Raw genomic sequence first — 17,682 nt, forward strand, 5'->3', positions numbered from 1 at the left:
GCGATAAAAGAGCTGCCTGATTTGCGTGTTTTAGCGTTTTATCAGCATTAATATCGGTTTTGTGAATGTTTATCTGTTACGTCAGGGCGACGCAAACGATTGGCTGGTGCGATAGTCCAAAGGGCGGCATAGGCCGCCCTTATGGTTCAGGTGCAAATTTCGTAGCAAGGAATGTAGGCCGAGCCCGGGAGCTTCATACGGTGCTGAGCGACGAAGCCTTGCAGTAGATCATCCATGCGACGCATCATGTCGCGGTCACCATGGATTTTGTAAGGGCCGTATTTTTCAATGGCCCGGATACCCATTTCCTTCACGTTACCGGTGACGATACCCGAGAAGGCCCGACGCAAATCGGCTGCCAGAACTTCTACGGGTTGGTCAGGATAAAGTTTCAGGTTGGCCATGTTTTCATGCGTCGGTTCGAACGGTACCTGGAGATCCGGCGCAATGCGGATTGACCAGTTAAAGCTATAGGCATCGCCCGTTTCGCGACGGTTCTCTTTCACCAGTGGCATGGCTTTTTTCATCAGGCGGGCCACTTCGGCAGCGTCGTTAATGACAATGCGATAGTGACGACGTGCGCTAACCCCCAACGTATTGACAATAAACTCATCCAGTACGCGGAAGTAATCGGCACTCTCTTTCGGCCCGGTCAGAATCAGCGGCAATACCTGATCTTTGTTGGCCGGATTCATCAAAATGCCCAGCAGATAGAGTAGCTCTTCTGCCGTACCCACACCGCCCGGGAAGATGATGATGCCATGGGCGATACGGACAAAGGCTTCCAGACGTTTTTCAATGTCCGGCATGATGATCAATTCATTGACCAGCGGGTTAGGCGGCTCAGCGGCAATGATAGAAGGTTCGGTCATACCGATGAAACGACCGTCTTTATAACGCTGCTGTGCATGTCCCACTGCCGCGCCTTTCATTGGCGCTTCCATCGCACCTGGACCGCAACCGGTGCAGATGTTCAGTTCGCGCAGGCCCAACTGTGTGCCGACGCGGCGCGCATACAGATATTCCGTTTCGTTAATGGAGTGACCGCCCCAGCAGACGACCATGTTCGGCGCTTCACCCACGTGAAGCGCTCGGGCATTGCGCAAAATAGAGAAGACCAGGTTGGTGATATGAATAGAGTCTTCAAGGTTCAGATGCTGGAGTCGCCCGGCGCTGTGAATTTGTCCATTCACAAATAAAATATCGCGCAGGACGGCGAAGAGGTTTGCCTGCAGAGAGCGAATAATACGCCCGTCGACAAACGCCTCTTCCGGCGGGTTGATAAGCTCCAGTTTTACGCCGCGTTCACGGCGTAAGACGTTGATATCAAAACTTTCATAACGAGATAGCAGTTCTTTACTGTTATCTGTCAGACTTCCGGAGTTAAGTACTGCGAGTGAACAGTTACGAAACAGTTGATACAGGTCGCTACTGGCCGTGCGTTTCAGCATGTCGACTTCCAGTTGCGACAACATATCCATCGAGCCAAGCGGGCTAATATGTGTAATCAAGTGAACTCCTTACGGGATGAAAATTGTATCTTCCCTGATGATTACAATAGCCTCGGGTTATGACGTTTAACAACCTGCTGCGATGAATCTCCCTCGCAGATAGCAAAAAATAGTGCCTTTACTGACGAACCAGGCGCCCGGTTGCGGGAATAAACGGGGTGTTAGTGCGCCACGGGTTGATATCCAGCCCACCGCGTCGGGTGTAGCGGGCGTAAACGCTTAAGCTTTCTGGCTGACAAAAACGCTGAATATCGGTAAAGATGCGCTCGACGCACTGCTCATGGAATTCGTTGTGATGGCGGAATGAGACCAGATAACGCAGCAGTTTTTCCCGGTCAATTTTCGGACCACGATACTGGATTTGCACGGAGCCCCAGTCGGGCTGGTGGGTAATCAGACAGTTGGATTTCAGCAGATGGCTGACCAGCGTCTCTTCTATCACTTTGCCGCTTGCCGCGTCGGTAAGCAGATTGGCATCGAAGGCGTAGTTATCAATGACGATATCCTGATCATCAATGCAACTGCCGTGGAAGTGGGCAATCGGCTGGCCTTCAATTTCATCGAGTCGGTACAGGGCAACCGTCACAGCGCCTTGCGCGCAGGCGCTCAGATCGCGCTCAAGTGTGTCACGCACCTCGTCCCAGCTTGCGAAGCGGGTTTGGTTGAAGCTGTTGAGGTAGAGCTTAAAGCTTTTGGATTCCACCAGATTGATACTGGCGTAGTTCAGCTCTACATGACCGACTGCTACCTGCGGCAGACCCCTGGCATTAAGCCAGGACAGCTCATACAACGTCCAGATATCTGCGCCATGGAAGGGCAGACTCTCTGCTTTTAATCCCAGCGGATCGCGGTTCAGGCTGCGGGGAACGCCTTGCAGCAGGCTGGCGTCGTAGCGATCGCGGTAGTCGGTGGTTTTGCCAAGCGTCAGGCCAGAAAGCGCCTGGTGGTTATCATAGGAAGACATGTTTCATCGCCATATTTACGGGTACACTAATAGGCAAAGTGTATCCTGGCTTAGATAGAGAGAGAAAGCGGTGGAAAAAGAGATAGCCCTTGCCCTGAAAGCGTTTACTAAACGCTATTGCGATGCATGGCAGCAGTCGTACGGTACCTGGCCGCAGAGTGAAGAGTTGTATGGCGTGCCCTCACCGTGCATTATCTCGTCGACCGATACCCTCGTCACGTGGCAGCCACAGCCTTTTTTACCAGAGCAAAATGTAAACGCGATTGAACGTGCGATGGATATTATGGTACAACCTGCACTTCGCGCGTTTTATGCCACACAATTTGCCGGGGATATGCAAGCGACGTTCCGTGGGGAAACGCTTACACTACTGCAAACCTGGAGCGCTGACGACTTCCAGCGAGTGCAGGAGAACCTGATTGGCCACCTGGTGACCCAGAAAAGACTCAAGCTTTCGCCTACACTTTTCATTGCTACGCTGGACAGCGACATTGATGTGATTTCGCTGTGCAATCTAACTGGCGAGGTGATTAAAGAGACATTGGGCACTCGCAAGCGTACGGTCCTTTCCTCAGATCTTGCGGACTTCCTCAATCAACTTGAGCCTGTTCTGTAATCTTTATTGCTACTCATCTTGTGAGAGATCTCTTACAAAGCTTGTGAGAGATCACCTGCACGCTTCAGCGTCATTTGCTCGCGCTTATTTTATTTATTCATTAAAATCAATCGGTTAGTAAAAATAACCTTAGTTAATTTATAGTCAACAGGGAAAATATTTGCCTTAGGCGCACTTGTAAGACGAAGAGGAATGGGTAATTCTATCTACGTCGACACGGAGTCGCACACTGAAACGAACATCAGGATGATGTTGTTTCGAGACGGGATACACCAGGATGGTGCTTCACGGACAGGCTTCTGGATGAAGTAAAAGGGAAAATGCAAGAACGCATTAAAGGACACCTCCAGGAGGGAGAATGAGAGCCGGTCGGGATGTTCGGCGGATCAGGAAGATCAAGGACACGCTTTACGGATGAGGCTAATCCACATCGGGGTGGTGTGGGCAGGATGCGCTAGTTTAAGGATGAACAAGGGTCAGGAGACCCGCAGGAAAAGTTGTCAAGGATGATCAGGGAGCACGAAAAGTAGCTGGATTGCTGCGAAACGAACCGGGAGCACTGTTTTTACAGTGCTCCCTTTTTTTATTTCTCGCCACAGATGCTATCCTGCGCGCCAGTCCGTTTGTTATCGAGGTTTTCATGACGCTTCCTTCCCGCGTGCGCCAGCAATTACAGCTTATCGAGGCGCTGTTACGTGAGCACAACCAATGGCAGTCCGTCGCGCCGGACGCCAGCGTATTCAACAGTACTCAACCTTTCTGTATGGATACCCTTGAGCCGTTCGAGTGGCTGCAATGGGTATTGATTCCCCGCATGCACGCCTTGCTGGACGGTGAACATCCGCTGCCCGAATCCTTCGCTATTGCGCCTTACTACGAAATTGCGCTCGACTCGACGCATCCCGCGCGCGATGTCATTCTTGTGCAGCTGCAAAAACTCGATGCGCTCTTCTCAGATGACGATGCCTGATGCTTGAAATTATCTATCAGGACGAATGGCTGGTTGCGGTGAATAAACCGTCAGGCTGGCTGGTACACCGAAGCTGGCTCGATCGTGATGAAAAAGTGGTGGTGATGCAAACCGTCCGCGACCAGATTGGTCAGCATGTTTTTACTGCGCATCGTCTCGACAGACCCACCTCCGGCGTACTGCTGATGGGGTTATCGAGTGAGGCGGGACGCCTTCTGGCGCAGCAATTTGAGCAGCACCAAATACAGAAGCGTTACCACGCCATTGTGCGCGGCTGGCTGATGGATGAAGCGGTACTGGATTATCCGCTGGTTGAAGAACTGGATAAAATCGCAGACAAATTTGCCCGCGAAGATAAAGGCCCGCAGCCAGCATTGACGCACTATCGGGGTATGGCGACGACTGAAATGCCGGTGGCGACCAGTAAATTTCCTACCACGCGTTACGGCCTTGTCGAACTGCTTCCACAAACCGGGCGTAAGCACCAGCTCCGTCGCCATCTCGCCCATTTACGCCACCCGATTATCGGTGACAGTAAACACGGCGATTTGCGTCAGAACCGCAGCGCGGCAGAGCATTTTGGCTGTAACCGTCTGATGCTCCATGCCAGTCAGTTAACGCTCACTCACCCGTTTACTGGCGAACCGCTGACCCTACATGCCGGGCTGGATGATGTCTGGATGCGGGCGTTGTCGCAATTTGGCTGGCAGGGACTTCTCCCTGATAATGAAAGGGTTGAGTTTGTCTCGCCGTGCGGTCAGGATGGCGAGATTCACATTTAACGCAAGGAGTGAGCACCATGGCGGAAGTCGGAATTTTTGTTGGCACGATGTACGGCAATGCGTTGCTGGTTGCCGAAGAGGCGCAAACGATTCTGAACGAACAGGGGCACAGCGCGACGGTATTTGAAGATCCGGAACCTGCAGACTGGGATGCATATAAAGATAAATATGCGCTGGTGGTGACATCAACGACCGGGCAGGGAGATTTACCGGACAGTATTGTGCCGCTGTTTCAGTACATTCGTGACAAGGTAGGGTACCAGCCAGCGCTGCGTTATTGTGTGATTGCCCTGGGCGACAGCACATATTCCCATTTCTGCGGCGGCGGGAAACAGTTTGACGCGTTATTGCAGGAACAACGTGCACAGCGCGTGGGAGAGGTTTTGCTGATCGATGCCAGTGAGGATCCAGAGCCTGAGTCGGTTTCTAACCCGTGGGTGGAACACTGGGCGACACTGTTAAACTAAGGTTTTGCCCTCCCCCTACAGGAGGGCTACCCACTTATTTGGCCGTAAGCGGTAAAATAGCGACGTGGCACATTATGCGGTAACTGAATCGAGTAAGCTTTGGGCGTTTGCCTGCAAAAACACCCTTCTTCCCGCGAGCTAAAAGGGCATTTACACTGCGTCAAGCGATACGTTTCACATTATTCAAAACAGGCTGACTTTTAACCAAATGTTAGCGCCCCAACTTTTCATTTCCGTGAGTTAGTCCCCATCCCCCTGGGCTTTTGCAAGAAACCTTCATGCCGTGACCGGACAATGTTGTGTTGTTGCACGGTGAGAGTTCAGGTACCCCTTTTTATACTTTTCCCGCAAGTTAAAAAAACGCAGTACGCAGGGAATAGCGACCCGGCAGTAAAACTGCAAAAAACACAGATACATCATTCGGTTCACCCCTACAGGTTGTCCTGTTCCGGATGAATGTACATGAACATTTATGCTTCGGGAGTACAACAATGAGTACATTAAGCCAAGCAGCGAGCAGCGCTGAAAAGCGTACCAATGCTCGCTACTGGATAGTGGTGATGTTGTTTATCGTCACATCCTTCAACTACGGTGACCGCGCCACGCTGTCAATCGCCGGTTCAGAAATGGCCAAAGATATTGGCCTTGATCCCATCGGTATGGGCTATGTTTTCTCCGCGTTTTCCTGGGCCTATGTAATCGGGCAGATTCCAGGCGGCTGGCTGCTTGACCGCTTTGGTTCCAAACGTGTTTATTTCTGGTCCATATTTATCTGGTCCCTGTTTACCCTGTTGCAAGGGTTTGTCGATATTTTCAGTGGCTTCGGCATCATCGTTGCCCTGTTCACCCTGCGCTTCCTGGTGGGGCTGGCTGAATCACCCTCTTTTCCTGGCAACAGTCGCATCGTTGCGGCCTGGTTCCCGGCCCAGGAAAGGGGCACGGCAGTGGCGATTTTCAACTCCGCACAGTACTTCGCAACGGTCATTTTCGCACCGATTATGGGGTGGTTAACGCATGAGGTGGGCTGGTCGCACGTGTTCTTCTTCATGGGTGGTCTGGGGATCGTTATTAGCTTCATTTGGCTGAAGGTGATTTACGAGCCGAACCAGCATCCGAAAGTGAATAAGAAAGAGCTCGAATACATCGCAGAAGGCGGCGCACTGATCAACATGGATCAGAAAAGCGACAAAGCGAAAGTACCATTCAGCGAAAAATGGGGACAGATCAAGCAACTGCTTGGCTCCCGTATGATGATTGGCGTTTATCTCGGTCAGTATTGCATCAACGCCCTGACATACTTCTTTATTACCTGGTTCCCGGTTTACCTGGTTCAGGCTCGCGGTATGTCTATTTTGAAAGCCGGCTTTATCGCGTCCATCCCGGCAATTTGTGGTTTTGCGGGTGGTGTGCTCGGCGGGATTATCTCTGACTGGTTAATGCGTCGTACAGGCTCTCTGAACATTGCACGTAAAACACCCATCGTGCTTGGTATGTTGCTCTCCATGGTGATGGTGTTCTGTAACTATACCGACGTCGAATGGATGATTATCGGCTTCATGTCCATGGCCTTCTTCGGTAAAGGCATCGGTGCGTTGGGTTGGGCGGTTATGGCCGACACGGCGCCGAAGGAAATCAGCGGTCTGAGCGGTGGCCTGTTCAATATGTTCGGTAACATCTCCGGTATCGTTACCCCGATTGCTATCGGTTACATCGTTGGGACTACAGGGTCATTTAACGGCGCGCTGATCTACGTTGGTATCCATGCTCTGGTGGCAGTATTGAGCTACCTGGTATTGGTGGGTGATATCAAACGTATCGAACTGAAACCTGTCACAGGACGATAATTATGAGTACGCAAGCAAGCCCCGTCATTACAGACATGAAAGTCATTCCGGTTGCCGGGCATGACAGTATGCTAATGAACATTGGCGGCGCGCATAACGCTTATTTCACACGTAACATCGTAGTACTGACAGACAACGCCGGTAACACCGGCGTTGGCGAAGCACCGGGTGGGGAAGTGATTTACCAGACGCTGGTGGATGCTATCCCGATGGTGCTGGGGCAGGAAGTCGCGCGACTGAACAAAGTGGTTCAGCGTGTTCACAAAGGTAACCAGGCGAGCGATTTCGACAATTTTGGCAAAGGCGCATGGACCTTTGAACTGCGTGTTAATGCCGTGGCCGCGCTTGAAGCCGCGCTGCTTGACCTGTTAGGTAAAGCGCTGAACGTGCCGGTCTGCGAACTGCTGGGGCCGGGCAAACAGCGTGATGCGGTCACCGTGCTGGGCTATCTGTTCTATATTGGCGACCGCACCAAAACCGATCTGCCCTACCTCGATAAAACCGACGGCAACCACGACTGGTACCGTCTGCGTCACCAGGAAGCAATGAACAGCGACGCGGTTGTGCGTCTGGCCGAGGCATCTCAGGACCGCTATGGTTTCAAAGACTTCAAACTGAAAGGCGGCGTGCTGCCTGGCGAGAAAGAAATTGATACGGCCCGCGCCCTGAAAAAACGGTTCCCGGACGCGCGTATCACCGTGGACCCGAACGGCGCCTGGCTGCTTGATGAAGCGATCGAACTGTGTAAAGGCCTCCAGGATGTATTGACCTACGCAGAAGATCCGTGTGGCGCTGAGCAGGGTTTTTCCGGGCGTGAAGTGATGGCGGAATTTCGTCGTGCCACCGGTTTGCCTGTCGCCACCAACATGATAGCGACCAACTGGCGCGAAATGGGCCACTCGGTCATGCTGAATGCGGTAGACATCCCGCTGGCAGATCCGCACTTCTGGACGCTGTCGGGTGCGGTACGCGTGGCGCAATTGTGCGATGACTGGGGCCTGACCTGGGGTTGCCACTCCAACAACCATTTCGATATCTCGCTGGCAATGTTCACCCACGTTGGGGCGGCGGCACCGGGTAATCCGACGGCCATCGACACCCACTGGATCTGGCAGGAGGGCGAAGCGCGCCTGACGAAACAGCCGCTGGAAATCAAGCGCGGGCAGATTGCCGTGCCGGAGGCGCCGGGTCTGGGCGTGGAGATTGACTGGGCGCAGATTGAAAAAGCCCATGCCATCTACAAAAGCCTGCCAGGTGGTGCGCGTAACGACGCGGGTCCGATGCAGTACCTGATCCCCGGCTGGAAATTTGACAGAAAACGCCCGGTATTTGGACGTCAGTAACAGACAAAAGGATCCACGATGAGCACGCAAAGTTCGACGCCTGTTGTTACCTCCGTAAAAGTCATCCCGGTTGCCGGGCATGACAGCATGTTGATGAACCTGAGCGGCGCGCATGCGCCGTTCTTCACCCGTAACATCGTCATCATCACCGACAATGCCGGTAATACCGGCGTCGGCGAAGTCCCCGGCGGCGAAAAAATCCGCCAGACCCTGGAAGACGCCGCCCCGCTGATTGTCGGCAAAACCCTCGGCGCCTACAAAAATGTCCTCAACGGGGTGCGCAGCGCCTTTGCCGACCGCGACGCCGCGGGCCGTGGCCTGCAGACCTTTGACCTGCGCACCACCATCCACGTGGTCACCGCCATTGAATCCGCCATGCTCGACCTGCTGGGCAAACACCTGGGCGTGAACGTCGCTTCCCTGCTCGGTGACGGCCAGCAGCGCAGCGAAGTGGAAATGCTCGGCTACCTGTTCTTTGTGGGTAACCGCAAAGCCACCCCGCTGCCGTACCAGAGCCAGCCGGACGACAAATGCGACTGGTATCGCCTGCGTCATGACGAGGCGATGACCCCGGATGCCGTGGTGCGCCTGGCCGAAGCCGCGTATGAAAAATACGGCTTTAACGACTTCAAACTCAAAGGCGGCGTGCTGGCCGGTGAAGAGGAAGCGGAATCCATTGTCGCCCTGGCGAAGCGCTTCCCGCAGGCCCGTGTCACCCTCGACCCGAACGGTGCATGGTCCCTGAACGAAGCCATCAGCATCGGTAAGTACCTGAAAGGCTCGCTGGCCTACGCGGAAGACCCGTGCGGCGCTGAGCAGGGCTTCTCCGGGCGCGAAGTGATGGCGGAGTTCCGTCGCGCCACCGGCCTGCCGACGGCGACCAATATGATTGCCACCGACTGGCGTCAGATGGGACACACGCTGTCCCTGCAGTCGGTGGATATCCCGCTGGCGGACCCGCACTTCTGGACCATGCAGGGTTCCGTGCGCGTGGCGCAGATGTGCCACGAGTTCGGCCTGACCTGGGGTTCCCACTCCAACAACCACTTCGACATCTCGCTGGCGATGTTCACCCACGTGGCAGCCGCAGCGCCGGGCAAAATCACCGCCATCGACACCCACTGGATCTGGCAGGAAGGCAACCAGCGTCTGACCAGAGAGCCGTTTGAAATCAAGGGCGGGATGGTGCAGGTGCCGACGACGCCGGGTCTGGGCGTGGAGCTGGATATGGAGCAGGTGATGAAGGCGCACGAGCTGTATCAGAAACACGGTCTGGGCGCGCGCGACGATGCCATGGGGATGCAGTACCTTATCCCCGGCTGGACGTTCGACAACAAACGTCCGTGCATGGTGCGTTAATGGAATTGCCGGCCCATGCCCGGGCTGGCATTTTCCAGAAGCTTCCGGGTATATGCTTGCGGCAGTGAATATGCGTAAGGATGGCTTATGAAAATAGTTATCGCACCTGACTCTTATAAAGAAAGTTTGAGTGCTCTGGATGTGGCGACCGCGATTGAAAGCGGGTTTCGCGAAATTTTCCCGACGGCGGAATATGTAAAATTGCCCGTTGCGGATGGCGGAGAAGGGACGGTTGAAGCCATGGTTGCCGCGACCTGCGGGCGCATCGTTTCGGTGGCTGTCAAAGGCCCACTTGGCGAGCCAGTCGACGGGTTTTATGGTTTGTCAGGCGACGAAAAATGCGCATTTATCGAGATGGCGGCGGCCAGCGGTCTTGAATTGGTTCCCGCAGCGCAGCGTGACCCGCTGGTCACCACTTCGTGGGGAACCGGTGAGCTGATCCGTCACGCGCTGGACGCGGGCGTAAAGCATATCATCATCGGCATTGGCGGTAGCGCCACGAACGACGGCGGGGCGGGAATGGTGCAGGCGCTGGGTGCCAAATTGCTGGATAACGAAGACCAGCAGATTGGACCAGGCGGAGCGTCACTGGAAACGCTCGCCAGGATCGATATTCGTGAACTGGACAAACGTCTTGCGGAGTGCCGTATTGAGGTCGCCTGCGATGTGACGAACCCGTTGACAGGGAAAGACGGTGCTTCGGCGATCTTTGGCCCGCAAAAAGGCGCGACGCCGAAAATGATCGCCCGACTGGATCAGGCGCTGGGGCATTATGCGAAGATCATTGCTCGCGATCTGGATCAGGATGTGCTGAACCTTGCAGGCGGTGGCGCGGCAGGGGGGATGGGCGCAGCGCTGTATGCCTTCTGTGGCGCGGAATTGCGTCAGGGCATTGAAATCGTAACCGATGCGTTAGCACTGGATAAACACGTTGCCGATGCCGACCTGGTGATTACCGGCGAAGGTCGTATCGACAGCCAGACAGTGCATGGCAAAGTGCCGGTCGGCGTTGCGAAAGTCGCGAAACGCTATAACGTGCCGGTCATTGGCATCGCAGGCAGTTTGACGGCGGATGTGGGTGTGGTGCACGATCATGGTATCGACGCGGTTTTCAGCGTGATTTATAAAATTTGTACGCTGGAAGATGCGCTGGCGAATGCAGGTGAAAATGTGCGTATGACCGCGCGTAACGTGGCAGCGGTACTGAAAGTCGGGCAGGGCAAATAATATTACCCTCTCTTGCGGGAGAGGGTATCTGCATTATCCCATCATTTTACGGGCGTCGCGGGTGACGTTGTCCATTTCATCAAGCAGTTCCAGAAACTCCGGTTCCAGTTCCTCAGCAGGCATACCGCTGCGTAACTGATGCTCAATAAGCTGGCAGAGTTTTTTCAGTCGCGGTACGCCGCTGTAACCACAGCTTCCGTGCAGCTTGTGAATCAGGTCCAGTAACCCTTCCGGTGCCTCGCCAACCAGTTGTTCTTCCACTTTGTTGCGGATTTCCGGCAGGAATGCCACCAGCATTTGCAGCATTTCACGCGCCAGATCCGGCTTTCCCGCCGCCTGACGCAGCGCCAGTTGCCAGTCGAGAGTGACATCTTCCGTCTCCCCGGGTTCGGCAGGTTCCGGCGCGGCGACAACATTGCTGGCCAGAGCGCCGGGCTTGTAGCGCAGCAGCAGATTGTAAAGCTTGTCTTCCTCAATCGGTTTTGCCAGATAGTCGTTCATGCCCGCGCTGAGCAGCTTCTCTTTCTGTCCCGCCATAGCATGGGCGGTCACCGCAATCACCGGCGTTTGCTGTTGATGCGGAAGCTGGTGAATCAACTCACAGGCGCGGATACCATCCATGCCGGGCATCTGAATATCCATCAGAATGAGATCGAACTGCATCTGCCTGGCCTTTTCCACCGCCTGAGGGCCGCTGTCACACAACTCGATCCGTTGCACCTGGTCTTCCAGCAGCGCGCCGATCAATTTCAGGTTGGCAGGGTTGTCATCTACCGCCATCACCGTCATCGGTAACTTGCTCATATCCACCGAGTCCATTTGACGGGTTGAGCAGCAATACTCTGTCAGTGCGGGCAGCAGGCGCGTCGAGGTTAACGGTTTAAGCAGACAAGCCGCCGCGCCATCCTGTTTAAGCGCTTCGGCATTAATCTGGGCGTGGCAGGGCAACGCCAGCAGCAGATGATCGGTCATTGCCGCGGCGGCCGCGAGTTTCTCATGCTGCATGGTCAGCGGCTCATGGAAAGTGACCGGAACAGAGAATAGCAGGATGTCATAGTGATCCGGCGGCAGACCTGAGAAGGACGGACTGTAAACCACCTCGAGCGGTGTGGCGCTCAGCACATCCAGCGTACTTTGCGCTGCGGCGGCGTTAGGTTCGATATAAGCAAGGCGTTTGCCGGCCAGACAGCCGGTAACAGGACCTTCGGAAATCGCGTTCGGGTTCAGATCCAGGTTGATATGGAACCAGAAGGTGGAGCCGCGATTAGGCTGGCTATGGAAGGAGATGTCGCCTCCCATTTCGTTGACCAGCCGTTGGGTGATAACCAGCCCCAGCCCGGTACCGCCGTGGCGACGTGAAATACTGGCATCGGCCTGGCGGAATGCCTGGAACAGGCGTGACTGATCGCGTTCCGGAATACCAATCCCGGTATCACGGATTTGCACCTCAATTTGCACTTTATTGTTACTTATCGAGCGCCGTTCAACGTGGATATCGATATTGCCGTTTTCGGTGAATTTGATGGCGTTGCCTACCAGGTTGGTGATGACCTGCTGCAGGCGCAATGGGTCGCCAATGACGTTATCCGGCACATCATTTTTGATGTTGAGCGTCAGCTCCAGCCCTTTATCGTGGGCGGAGTGCGCCAACAATGTCACGACATCATCCAGCGTACTACGTAGCGGGAACGGGATACTCTCAAGGATCAGTTTCCCGGCCTCAAGTTTCGAAAAGTCGAGCACATCGTTGATGATAGCCAGCAGATTGTTGGCCGAACGTTCGATGGTCAGCATATGGTCGCGCTGGGTGGGATTCAGCTCTGATTTGAGCGTCAGGCGGGTGAAACCGATAACCCCGTTGAGCGGCGTGCGCAGCTCGTGCGACATATTGGCCAGAAACTCCGATTTAATACGTGCCGCTTCCTGGGCACGCTTTTTCGCCAGATCCAGTTCAACGTTCTGGATCTCCATCTGCTCCAGGGTTTCGCGCAGGTCCGAAGTGGACTGATCGATATTGTGCTGCATCTCTTCATGGTAGGCCGCCAGCGACATGGCCATCGAGTTAATGCCGTTCTTAAGCATGTCCAGTTCGCCGAGCATAAACCCCTCAACCCGGCTATCCAGTTGGCCGCGGCGGATACGGTCAACCGTGTTAACCATATTACGAATCGGTCCGGTGACATCGCGCATAAGCCGCCAGCCGAAAATGAGCGCAATACCAATACAGAACAAAATCATCAGGCTTGAGATGAAAATTTCTTTGTACTGCTGGAGACGAACGGATTTGAGATCCAGCTCCAGCGCCACATACCCCAGCATATTACCCGCAGGCTTCGCATCGGATAGGGCAGACTCATCCGGCGAGTAGCCCTCCGAGATGATGGGGGTGCGCAGGATCATCAGATCTCCTCTGCGCGTTACGCTCAATCGCCGGGGGAGTGCCGAACCGTCTGCGAGGCGTAACTCACCCGGATCGAGCTGGAAATTTGAGGTGACGAACAGATGGTTCTGCTCATCATAAATGGAAATACCGCGCACGATTTCGGAATGGCGACGGTGCAATACGCTAATAAGTTGCCCAATGGCCTCGCGATCCTGCAACGTCATGCTGTATTCGCTGGAGACGGCAAGCGGTTCAATGATACTGGCACCTGCGTCTTCCAGTTGACGCTGTAAGTCGTTATAGCGGTGAACGACGAAGAAGATACTCAACAGCACGCCGATCAATACGGTCGGGGCGAGGATCAGGATCATCATGCGCGCACGCAGGCTGTAGTTGGTCATGGGGTTCCGTTATGGGAGAATGTGGCCATTATTTGTAATTGAGAAAATTCTCGGCAATGGCGCAATTCTACTCTGCAAAACGACGCGTGACGACGCGTCAGATCATAACTGTAACAGTAAACGACCTCGATCCCTTTGGGCAGGGGGTTGCGCGATATAATGGTAAAGCCTTGTTTGTAAAAGATTTGTTGCCGCAAGAAACAGCGGAAATTACCCTGATTGAAGACAAGCGACAGTATGCGCGCGGGGAAGTAAAACGCCGTCTGAACGACAGTCCTGAACGCGTTGCGCCAGTATGTCCCCATTTTGGCGTCTGCGGAGGCTGCCAGCAGCAGCACGCGAGCGTGGCCCTGCAACAACGCAGCAAAAGCGCCGCGCTTGCCCGCCTGATGAAGCAGGAGGTCGAAGAGGTTATCGACGCGTCGCCCTGGGCTTACCGGCGCCGGGCGCGTCTGAGTCTGAACTGGCAACCCAAAACCCAGCGTCTGGAGATGGGTTTTCATAAGGCAAATGCCAGCGACATCATTAACGTCTCTCGCTGCCCGGTCCTGGTGCCCCGTCTTGAGGCACTCCTTGCGCCATTGCACACGTGTCTGGCGAGCTTAAAAGCGGTGCGTCATTTGGGGCATGTTGAACTGGTGCTGGCAGATAATGGCCCACTGATGGTTTTGCGCCATACCGCGCCGCTGAGCGCTGCTGACCGGGAAAAACTGGAACGCTTTTCGCATTCCGAGGGACTGGCGCTTTTTCTGGCGCCCGAAAGCGAGATACTTGAACATGTTACGGGAGAATCTCCCTGGTATAACTCTGACGGGCTACGCTTAACGTTCAGTCCACGGGATTTTATTCAGGTCAATGACGGCGTAAATCAGCAAATGGTTGCCCGCGCGCTGGAATGGCTGGATGTGCAGCCGGATGAGCGTGTACTGGATCTTTTTTGTGGAATGGGCAATTTTACCTTGCCGCTGGCAAAAAGGGCGGCGAGCGTGGTAGGTGTTGAAGGCGTTGCCGAACTGGTGGAGAAAGGGCGTGAAAATGCCCGACAAAATGGTTTGCAGAGCGTGACTTTTTTTCACGAAAATCTGGAAGAAGATGTCACAAAGCAGCCGTGGGCGCGCCAGGGTTTTGATAAAATACTTCTTGATCCCGCGCGGGCGGGCGCCGCTGGCGTAATGCAGCACGTTGTAAAATTAGCGCCAGGCAAAGTAGTCTATGTTTCCTGTAATCCAGCGACACTCGCGCGTGATAGCGAAGCGTTGGTCAATGCGGGTTACCAGATTAAGCGGCTGGCGATGCTGGATATGTTCCCGCACACTGGGCATCTGGAATCCATGGTGTTATTCGAGCACAAGTGATTAATTTCGGCTTGTCGAGTTCGGCAGGCTCCGTCCCTTAAAGGAGAGGACAATGGTTGCGGTAAGAAGTGCGCATTTAAACAAAGCGGGTGAATTCGATCCTAAGAAGTGGATCGCCAGTCTGGGTATCTCCAGCCAGCCGTCGTGTGAACGCTTAGCCGAAACCTGGGAATATTGTCTGCGACAAACACAGGGACATCCTCACGCCGATCTGCTGCTATGGCGCGGCGTTGAGATGGTGGAAATCCTCTCCATGCTGAGTATGGATCTTGATACGCTGCGGGCGGCGTTGCTGTTCCCGCTGGCAGATGCCGATGTTGTCAGCGAAGACACCCTGCGTGAAAGCGTCGGCAAATCGATCGTCGAGCTTATCCATGGCGTGCGGGATATGGCGGCTATTCGGCAGTTGAAAGCCACCCATACCGATTCCGTCTCCTCTGAGCAGGTGGATAACGTGCGGCGCATGCTGCTGGCGATGGTGGACGATTTTCGCTGTGTCGTTATCAAAATTGCTGAACGTATTGCTCATCTGCGTGAAGTGAAAGAGGCGCCGGAAGATGAACGCGTCCTGGCGGCGAAAGAGTGTACGAACATCTACGCGCCGCTGGCGAACCGCTTAGGGATCGGCCAGCTCAAATGGGAGCTGGAAGATTACTGCTTCCGCTATCTGCATCCGGCAGAATACAAACGTATCGCCAAATTGCTGCATGAACGCCGTATTGTTCGTGAACACTATATCGAAGAGTTTGTTGGGCATCTGCGTTCTGAAATGAAAGAAGAGGGCGTAAAGGCCGAGGTTTATGGTCGTCCTAAGCATATCTATAGCATCTGGCGCAAAATGCAGAAGAAGCACCTTGCCTTCGATGAACTGTTTGATGTTCGGGCGGTGCGCATCGTTGCCGAACGTCTACAGGATTGCTATGCCGCACTCGGTATCGTCCATACCCATTATCGCCACCTGCCGGATGAGTTCGATGATTATGTCGCGAACCCGAAACCGAACGGCTACCAGTCTATCCACACGGTAGTATTAGGGCCGGGAGGTAAAACCGTTGAAATCCAGATTCGTACCCGGCAGATGCACGAAGACGCCGAACTGGGCGTGGCGGCGCACTGGAAGTACAAAGAGGGCGCAACGGCGGGGACCAACAGCGGCGGTCGCGGTTATGAAGACCGCATCGCGTGGCTGCGTAAACTGATTGCCTGGCAGGAAGAGATGGCCGATTCGGGCGAAATGCTTGATGAGGTTCGCAGCCAGGTGTTCGACGATCGGGTCTATGTCTTTACGCCGAAGGGCGACGTGGTGGACTTGCCTGCGGGTTCTACGCCGCTCGACTTCGCTTACCATATCCACAGCGATGTCGGGCACCGTTGCATCGGGGCGAAAATCAGCGGGCGTATCGTTCCGTTCACCTACCAGTTGCAGATGGGCGACCAGATTGAAATCATCACCCAGAAGCAGCCGAACCCAAGCCGTGACTGGCTCAACCCGAACCTTGGGTACGTTACCACCAGCCGTGGCCGTTCCAAAATCCACGCCTGGTTCCGTAAGCAGGATCGGGATAAAAACGTCCTGGCAGGGCGTCAGATCCTTGACGACGAGCTGGCCCATCTCGGTATCAGCCTGAAAGAGGCGGAAAAACAGCTGCTGCCGCGTTACAACTTTAATGATCTGGAAGAGCTGCTGGCGGCAATTGGCGGTGGCGATATTCGTCTCAACCAGATGGTCAACTTCCTGCAATCCCAGTTTAACAAGCCGAGTGCGGAAGAGCAGGATGCCGCGGCACTGAAACAGTTGCAGCAGAAGACCTACGCGCCGCAAAACCGCAGTAAAGATAATGGCCGTGTGGTGGTGGAAGGGGTCGGCAACCTGATGCATCACATTGCGCGCTGCTGCCAGCCCATCCCGGGCGATGACATTGTCGGTTTTATCACCCAGGGCCGTGGGATTTCTATTCACCGGGCAGACTGTGACCAACTGGAAGAGCTGCGTACCCACGCGCCTGAGCGTATCGTCGATGCGGTGTGGGGCGAAAGTTACTCTGCCGGTTACTCGCTGGTGGTGCGCGTGACGGCCAACGATCGCAGCGGATTGTTGCGCGATATCACCACTATTCTTGCCAACGAGAAAGTTAACGTTCTTGGGGTGGCCAGCCGTAGCGATACAAAAGAGCAACTGGCTACTATTGATATGAATATTGAAATCTATAACCTGCAGGTGCTGGGCCGTGTGCTTGGCAAACTGAACCAGGTACCGGATGTGATCGACGCGCGTCGATTGCACGGCGGCTGAACAGAGTATTAACGCCATCGAACTCGTTTCGGTGGCGTTTCTGTTGTGACGAGCATATTTCTGAAATTTGATCTGATAACTTAATTTAACGCGTTTCCGCGATAAACTCACTCCTGTATTAACGTTTAAAAATTATGTTAGTTGGCTTTAATTAAACGCACTGGAGA

At 54.4% G+C, this 17,682-nt stretch carries 13 protein-coding genes; 10 read left to right on the forward strand and 3 right to left on the reverse strand.

Features of this window, described 5'->3' with window-relative positions; genetic code table 11:
* Positions 1-146 precede the first annotated feature (146 nt).
* Both ppnN and queF read right to left on the reverse strand, forming a co-directional pair.
* Positions 147-1,511 (reverse strand): nucleotide 5'-monophosphate nucleosidase PpnN, encoded by a 1,365-nt coding sequence (gene ppnN / locus AB182_RS04440; protein WP_047369052.1) that lies wholly within the window; start codon positions 1,509-1,511, stop codon positions 147-149.
* Positions 1,512-1,629: 118 nt separating this feature from the next.
* On the reverse strand, positions 1,630-2,475 hold the full coding sequence (gene queF / locus AB182_RS04445; protein ID WP_047369053.1) for an NADPH-dependent 7-cyano-7-deazaguanine reductase QueF: 846 nt from the start codon (positions 2,473-2,475) through the stop codon (positions 1,630-1,632).
* A 70-nt stretch (positions 2,476-2,545) separates the two neighbouring features.
* Here queF and syd point away from each other — a divergent pair, with 70 nt between their 5' ends.
* From syd to AB182_RS04485, 8 genes are all read left to right on the forward strand, one after another.
* Entirely contained in the window at positions 2,546-3,091 is a 546-nt protein-coding gene (gene syd, locus AB182_RS04450) for a SecY-interacting protein (RefSeq protein ID WP_047369054.1), read from the forward strand.
* 640 nt (positions 3,092-3,731) lie between these two features.
* A complete protein-coding gene (locus AB182_RS04455) occupies positions 3,732-4,061 on the forward strand; it encodes a YqcC family protein (protein ID WP_047373179.1) in 330 nt (109 codons plus the stop codon).
* Positions 4,061-4,843 carry a tRNA pseudouridine(65) synthase TruC gene (truC, locus tag AB182_RS04460; RefSeq protein WP_047369055.1) on the forward strand — a complete coding sequence of 261 codons (783 nt, stop codon included), beginning with the start codon at positions 4,061-4,063 and terminating at the stop codon, positions 4,841-4,843. Before AB182_RS04455 ends, truC begins: the two co-directional genes overlap by 1 nt.
* Positions 4,844-4,860: 17 nt before the next feature.
* The gene (locus AB182_RS04465) at positions 4,861-5,310 is read left to right on the forward strand and encodes a flavodoxin (protein WP_047369056.1); all 450 of its coding nucleotides are present in this window, start codon (positions 4,861-4,863) and stop codon (positions 5,308-5,310) included.
* Between the two features lie 491 nt (positions 5,311-5,801).
* Positions 5,802-7,154 carry an MFS transporter gene (locus AB182_RS04470; protein WP_047369057.1) on the forward strand — a complete coding sequence of 451 codons (1,353 nt, stop codon included), beginning with the start codon at positions 5,802-5,804 and terminating at the stop codon, positions 7,152-7,154.
* Between the two features lie 2 nt (positions 7,155-7,156).
* Complete coding sequence (locus AB182_RS04475) at positions 7,157-8,497, forward strand: enolase C-terminal domain-like protein (protein WP_047369058.1); 1,341 nt, start codon at positions 7,157-7,159, stop codon at positions 8,495-8,497.
* Between the two features lie 18 nt (positions 8,498-8,515).
* Positions 8,516-9,856, forward strand: a complete 1,341-nt coding sequence (gudD, locus tag AB182_RS04480) for a glucarate dehydratase (RefSeq protein ID WP_047369059.1) — start codon at positions 8,516-8,518, stop codon at positions 9,854-9,856.
* Positions 9,857-9,943: 87 nt separating this feature from the next.
* On the forward strand, positions 9,944-11,083 hold the full coding sequence (locus AB182_RS04485; RefSeq protein WP_047369060.1) for a glycerate kinase: 1,140 nt from the start codon (positions 9,944-9,946) through the stop codon (positions 11,081-11,083).
* Between the two features lie 33 nt (positions 11,084-11,116).
* Here the strand turns inward: AB182_RS04485 and barA are convergent, their stop codons facing one another.
* Positions 11,117-13,867, reverse strand: coding sequence for a two-component sensor histidine kinase BarA (barA, locus tag AB182_RS04490; protein ID WP_047369061.1), 2,751 nt, complete (start codon positions 13,865-13,867; stop codon positions 11,117-11,119).
* 56 nt (positions 13,868-13,923) lie between these two features.
* Between barA and rlmD the strand changes: the two genes are divergently transcribed.
* Both rlmD and relA read left to right on the forward strand, forming a co-directional pair.
* Positions 13,924-15,222 (forward strand): 23S rRNA (uracil(1939)-C(5))-methyltransferase RlmD, encoded by a 1,299-nt coding sequence (gene rlmD / locus AB182_RS04495; RefSeq protein WP_047369062.1) that lies wholly within the window; start codon positions 13,924-13,926, stop codon positions 15,220-15,222.
* A gap of 52 nt (positions 15,223-15,274) precedes the next feature.
* The gene (relA, locus tag AB182_RS04500) at positions 15,275-17,515 is read left to right on the forward strand and encodes a GTP diphosphokinase (RefSeq protein WP_047369063.1); all 2,241 of its coding nucleotides are present in this window, start codon (positions 15,275-15,277) and stop codon (positions 17,513-17,515) included.
* The last annotated feature ends 167 nt before the right edge of the window (positions 17,516-17,682 follow it).

The organism is Phytobacter ursingii, assembly GCF_001022135.1.
Taxonomy (GTDB): domain Bacteria; phylum Pseudomonadota; class Gammaproteobacteria; order Enterobacterales; family Enterobacteriaceae; genus Phytobacter; species Phytobacter ursingii.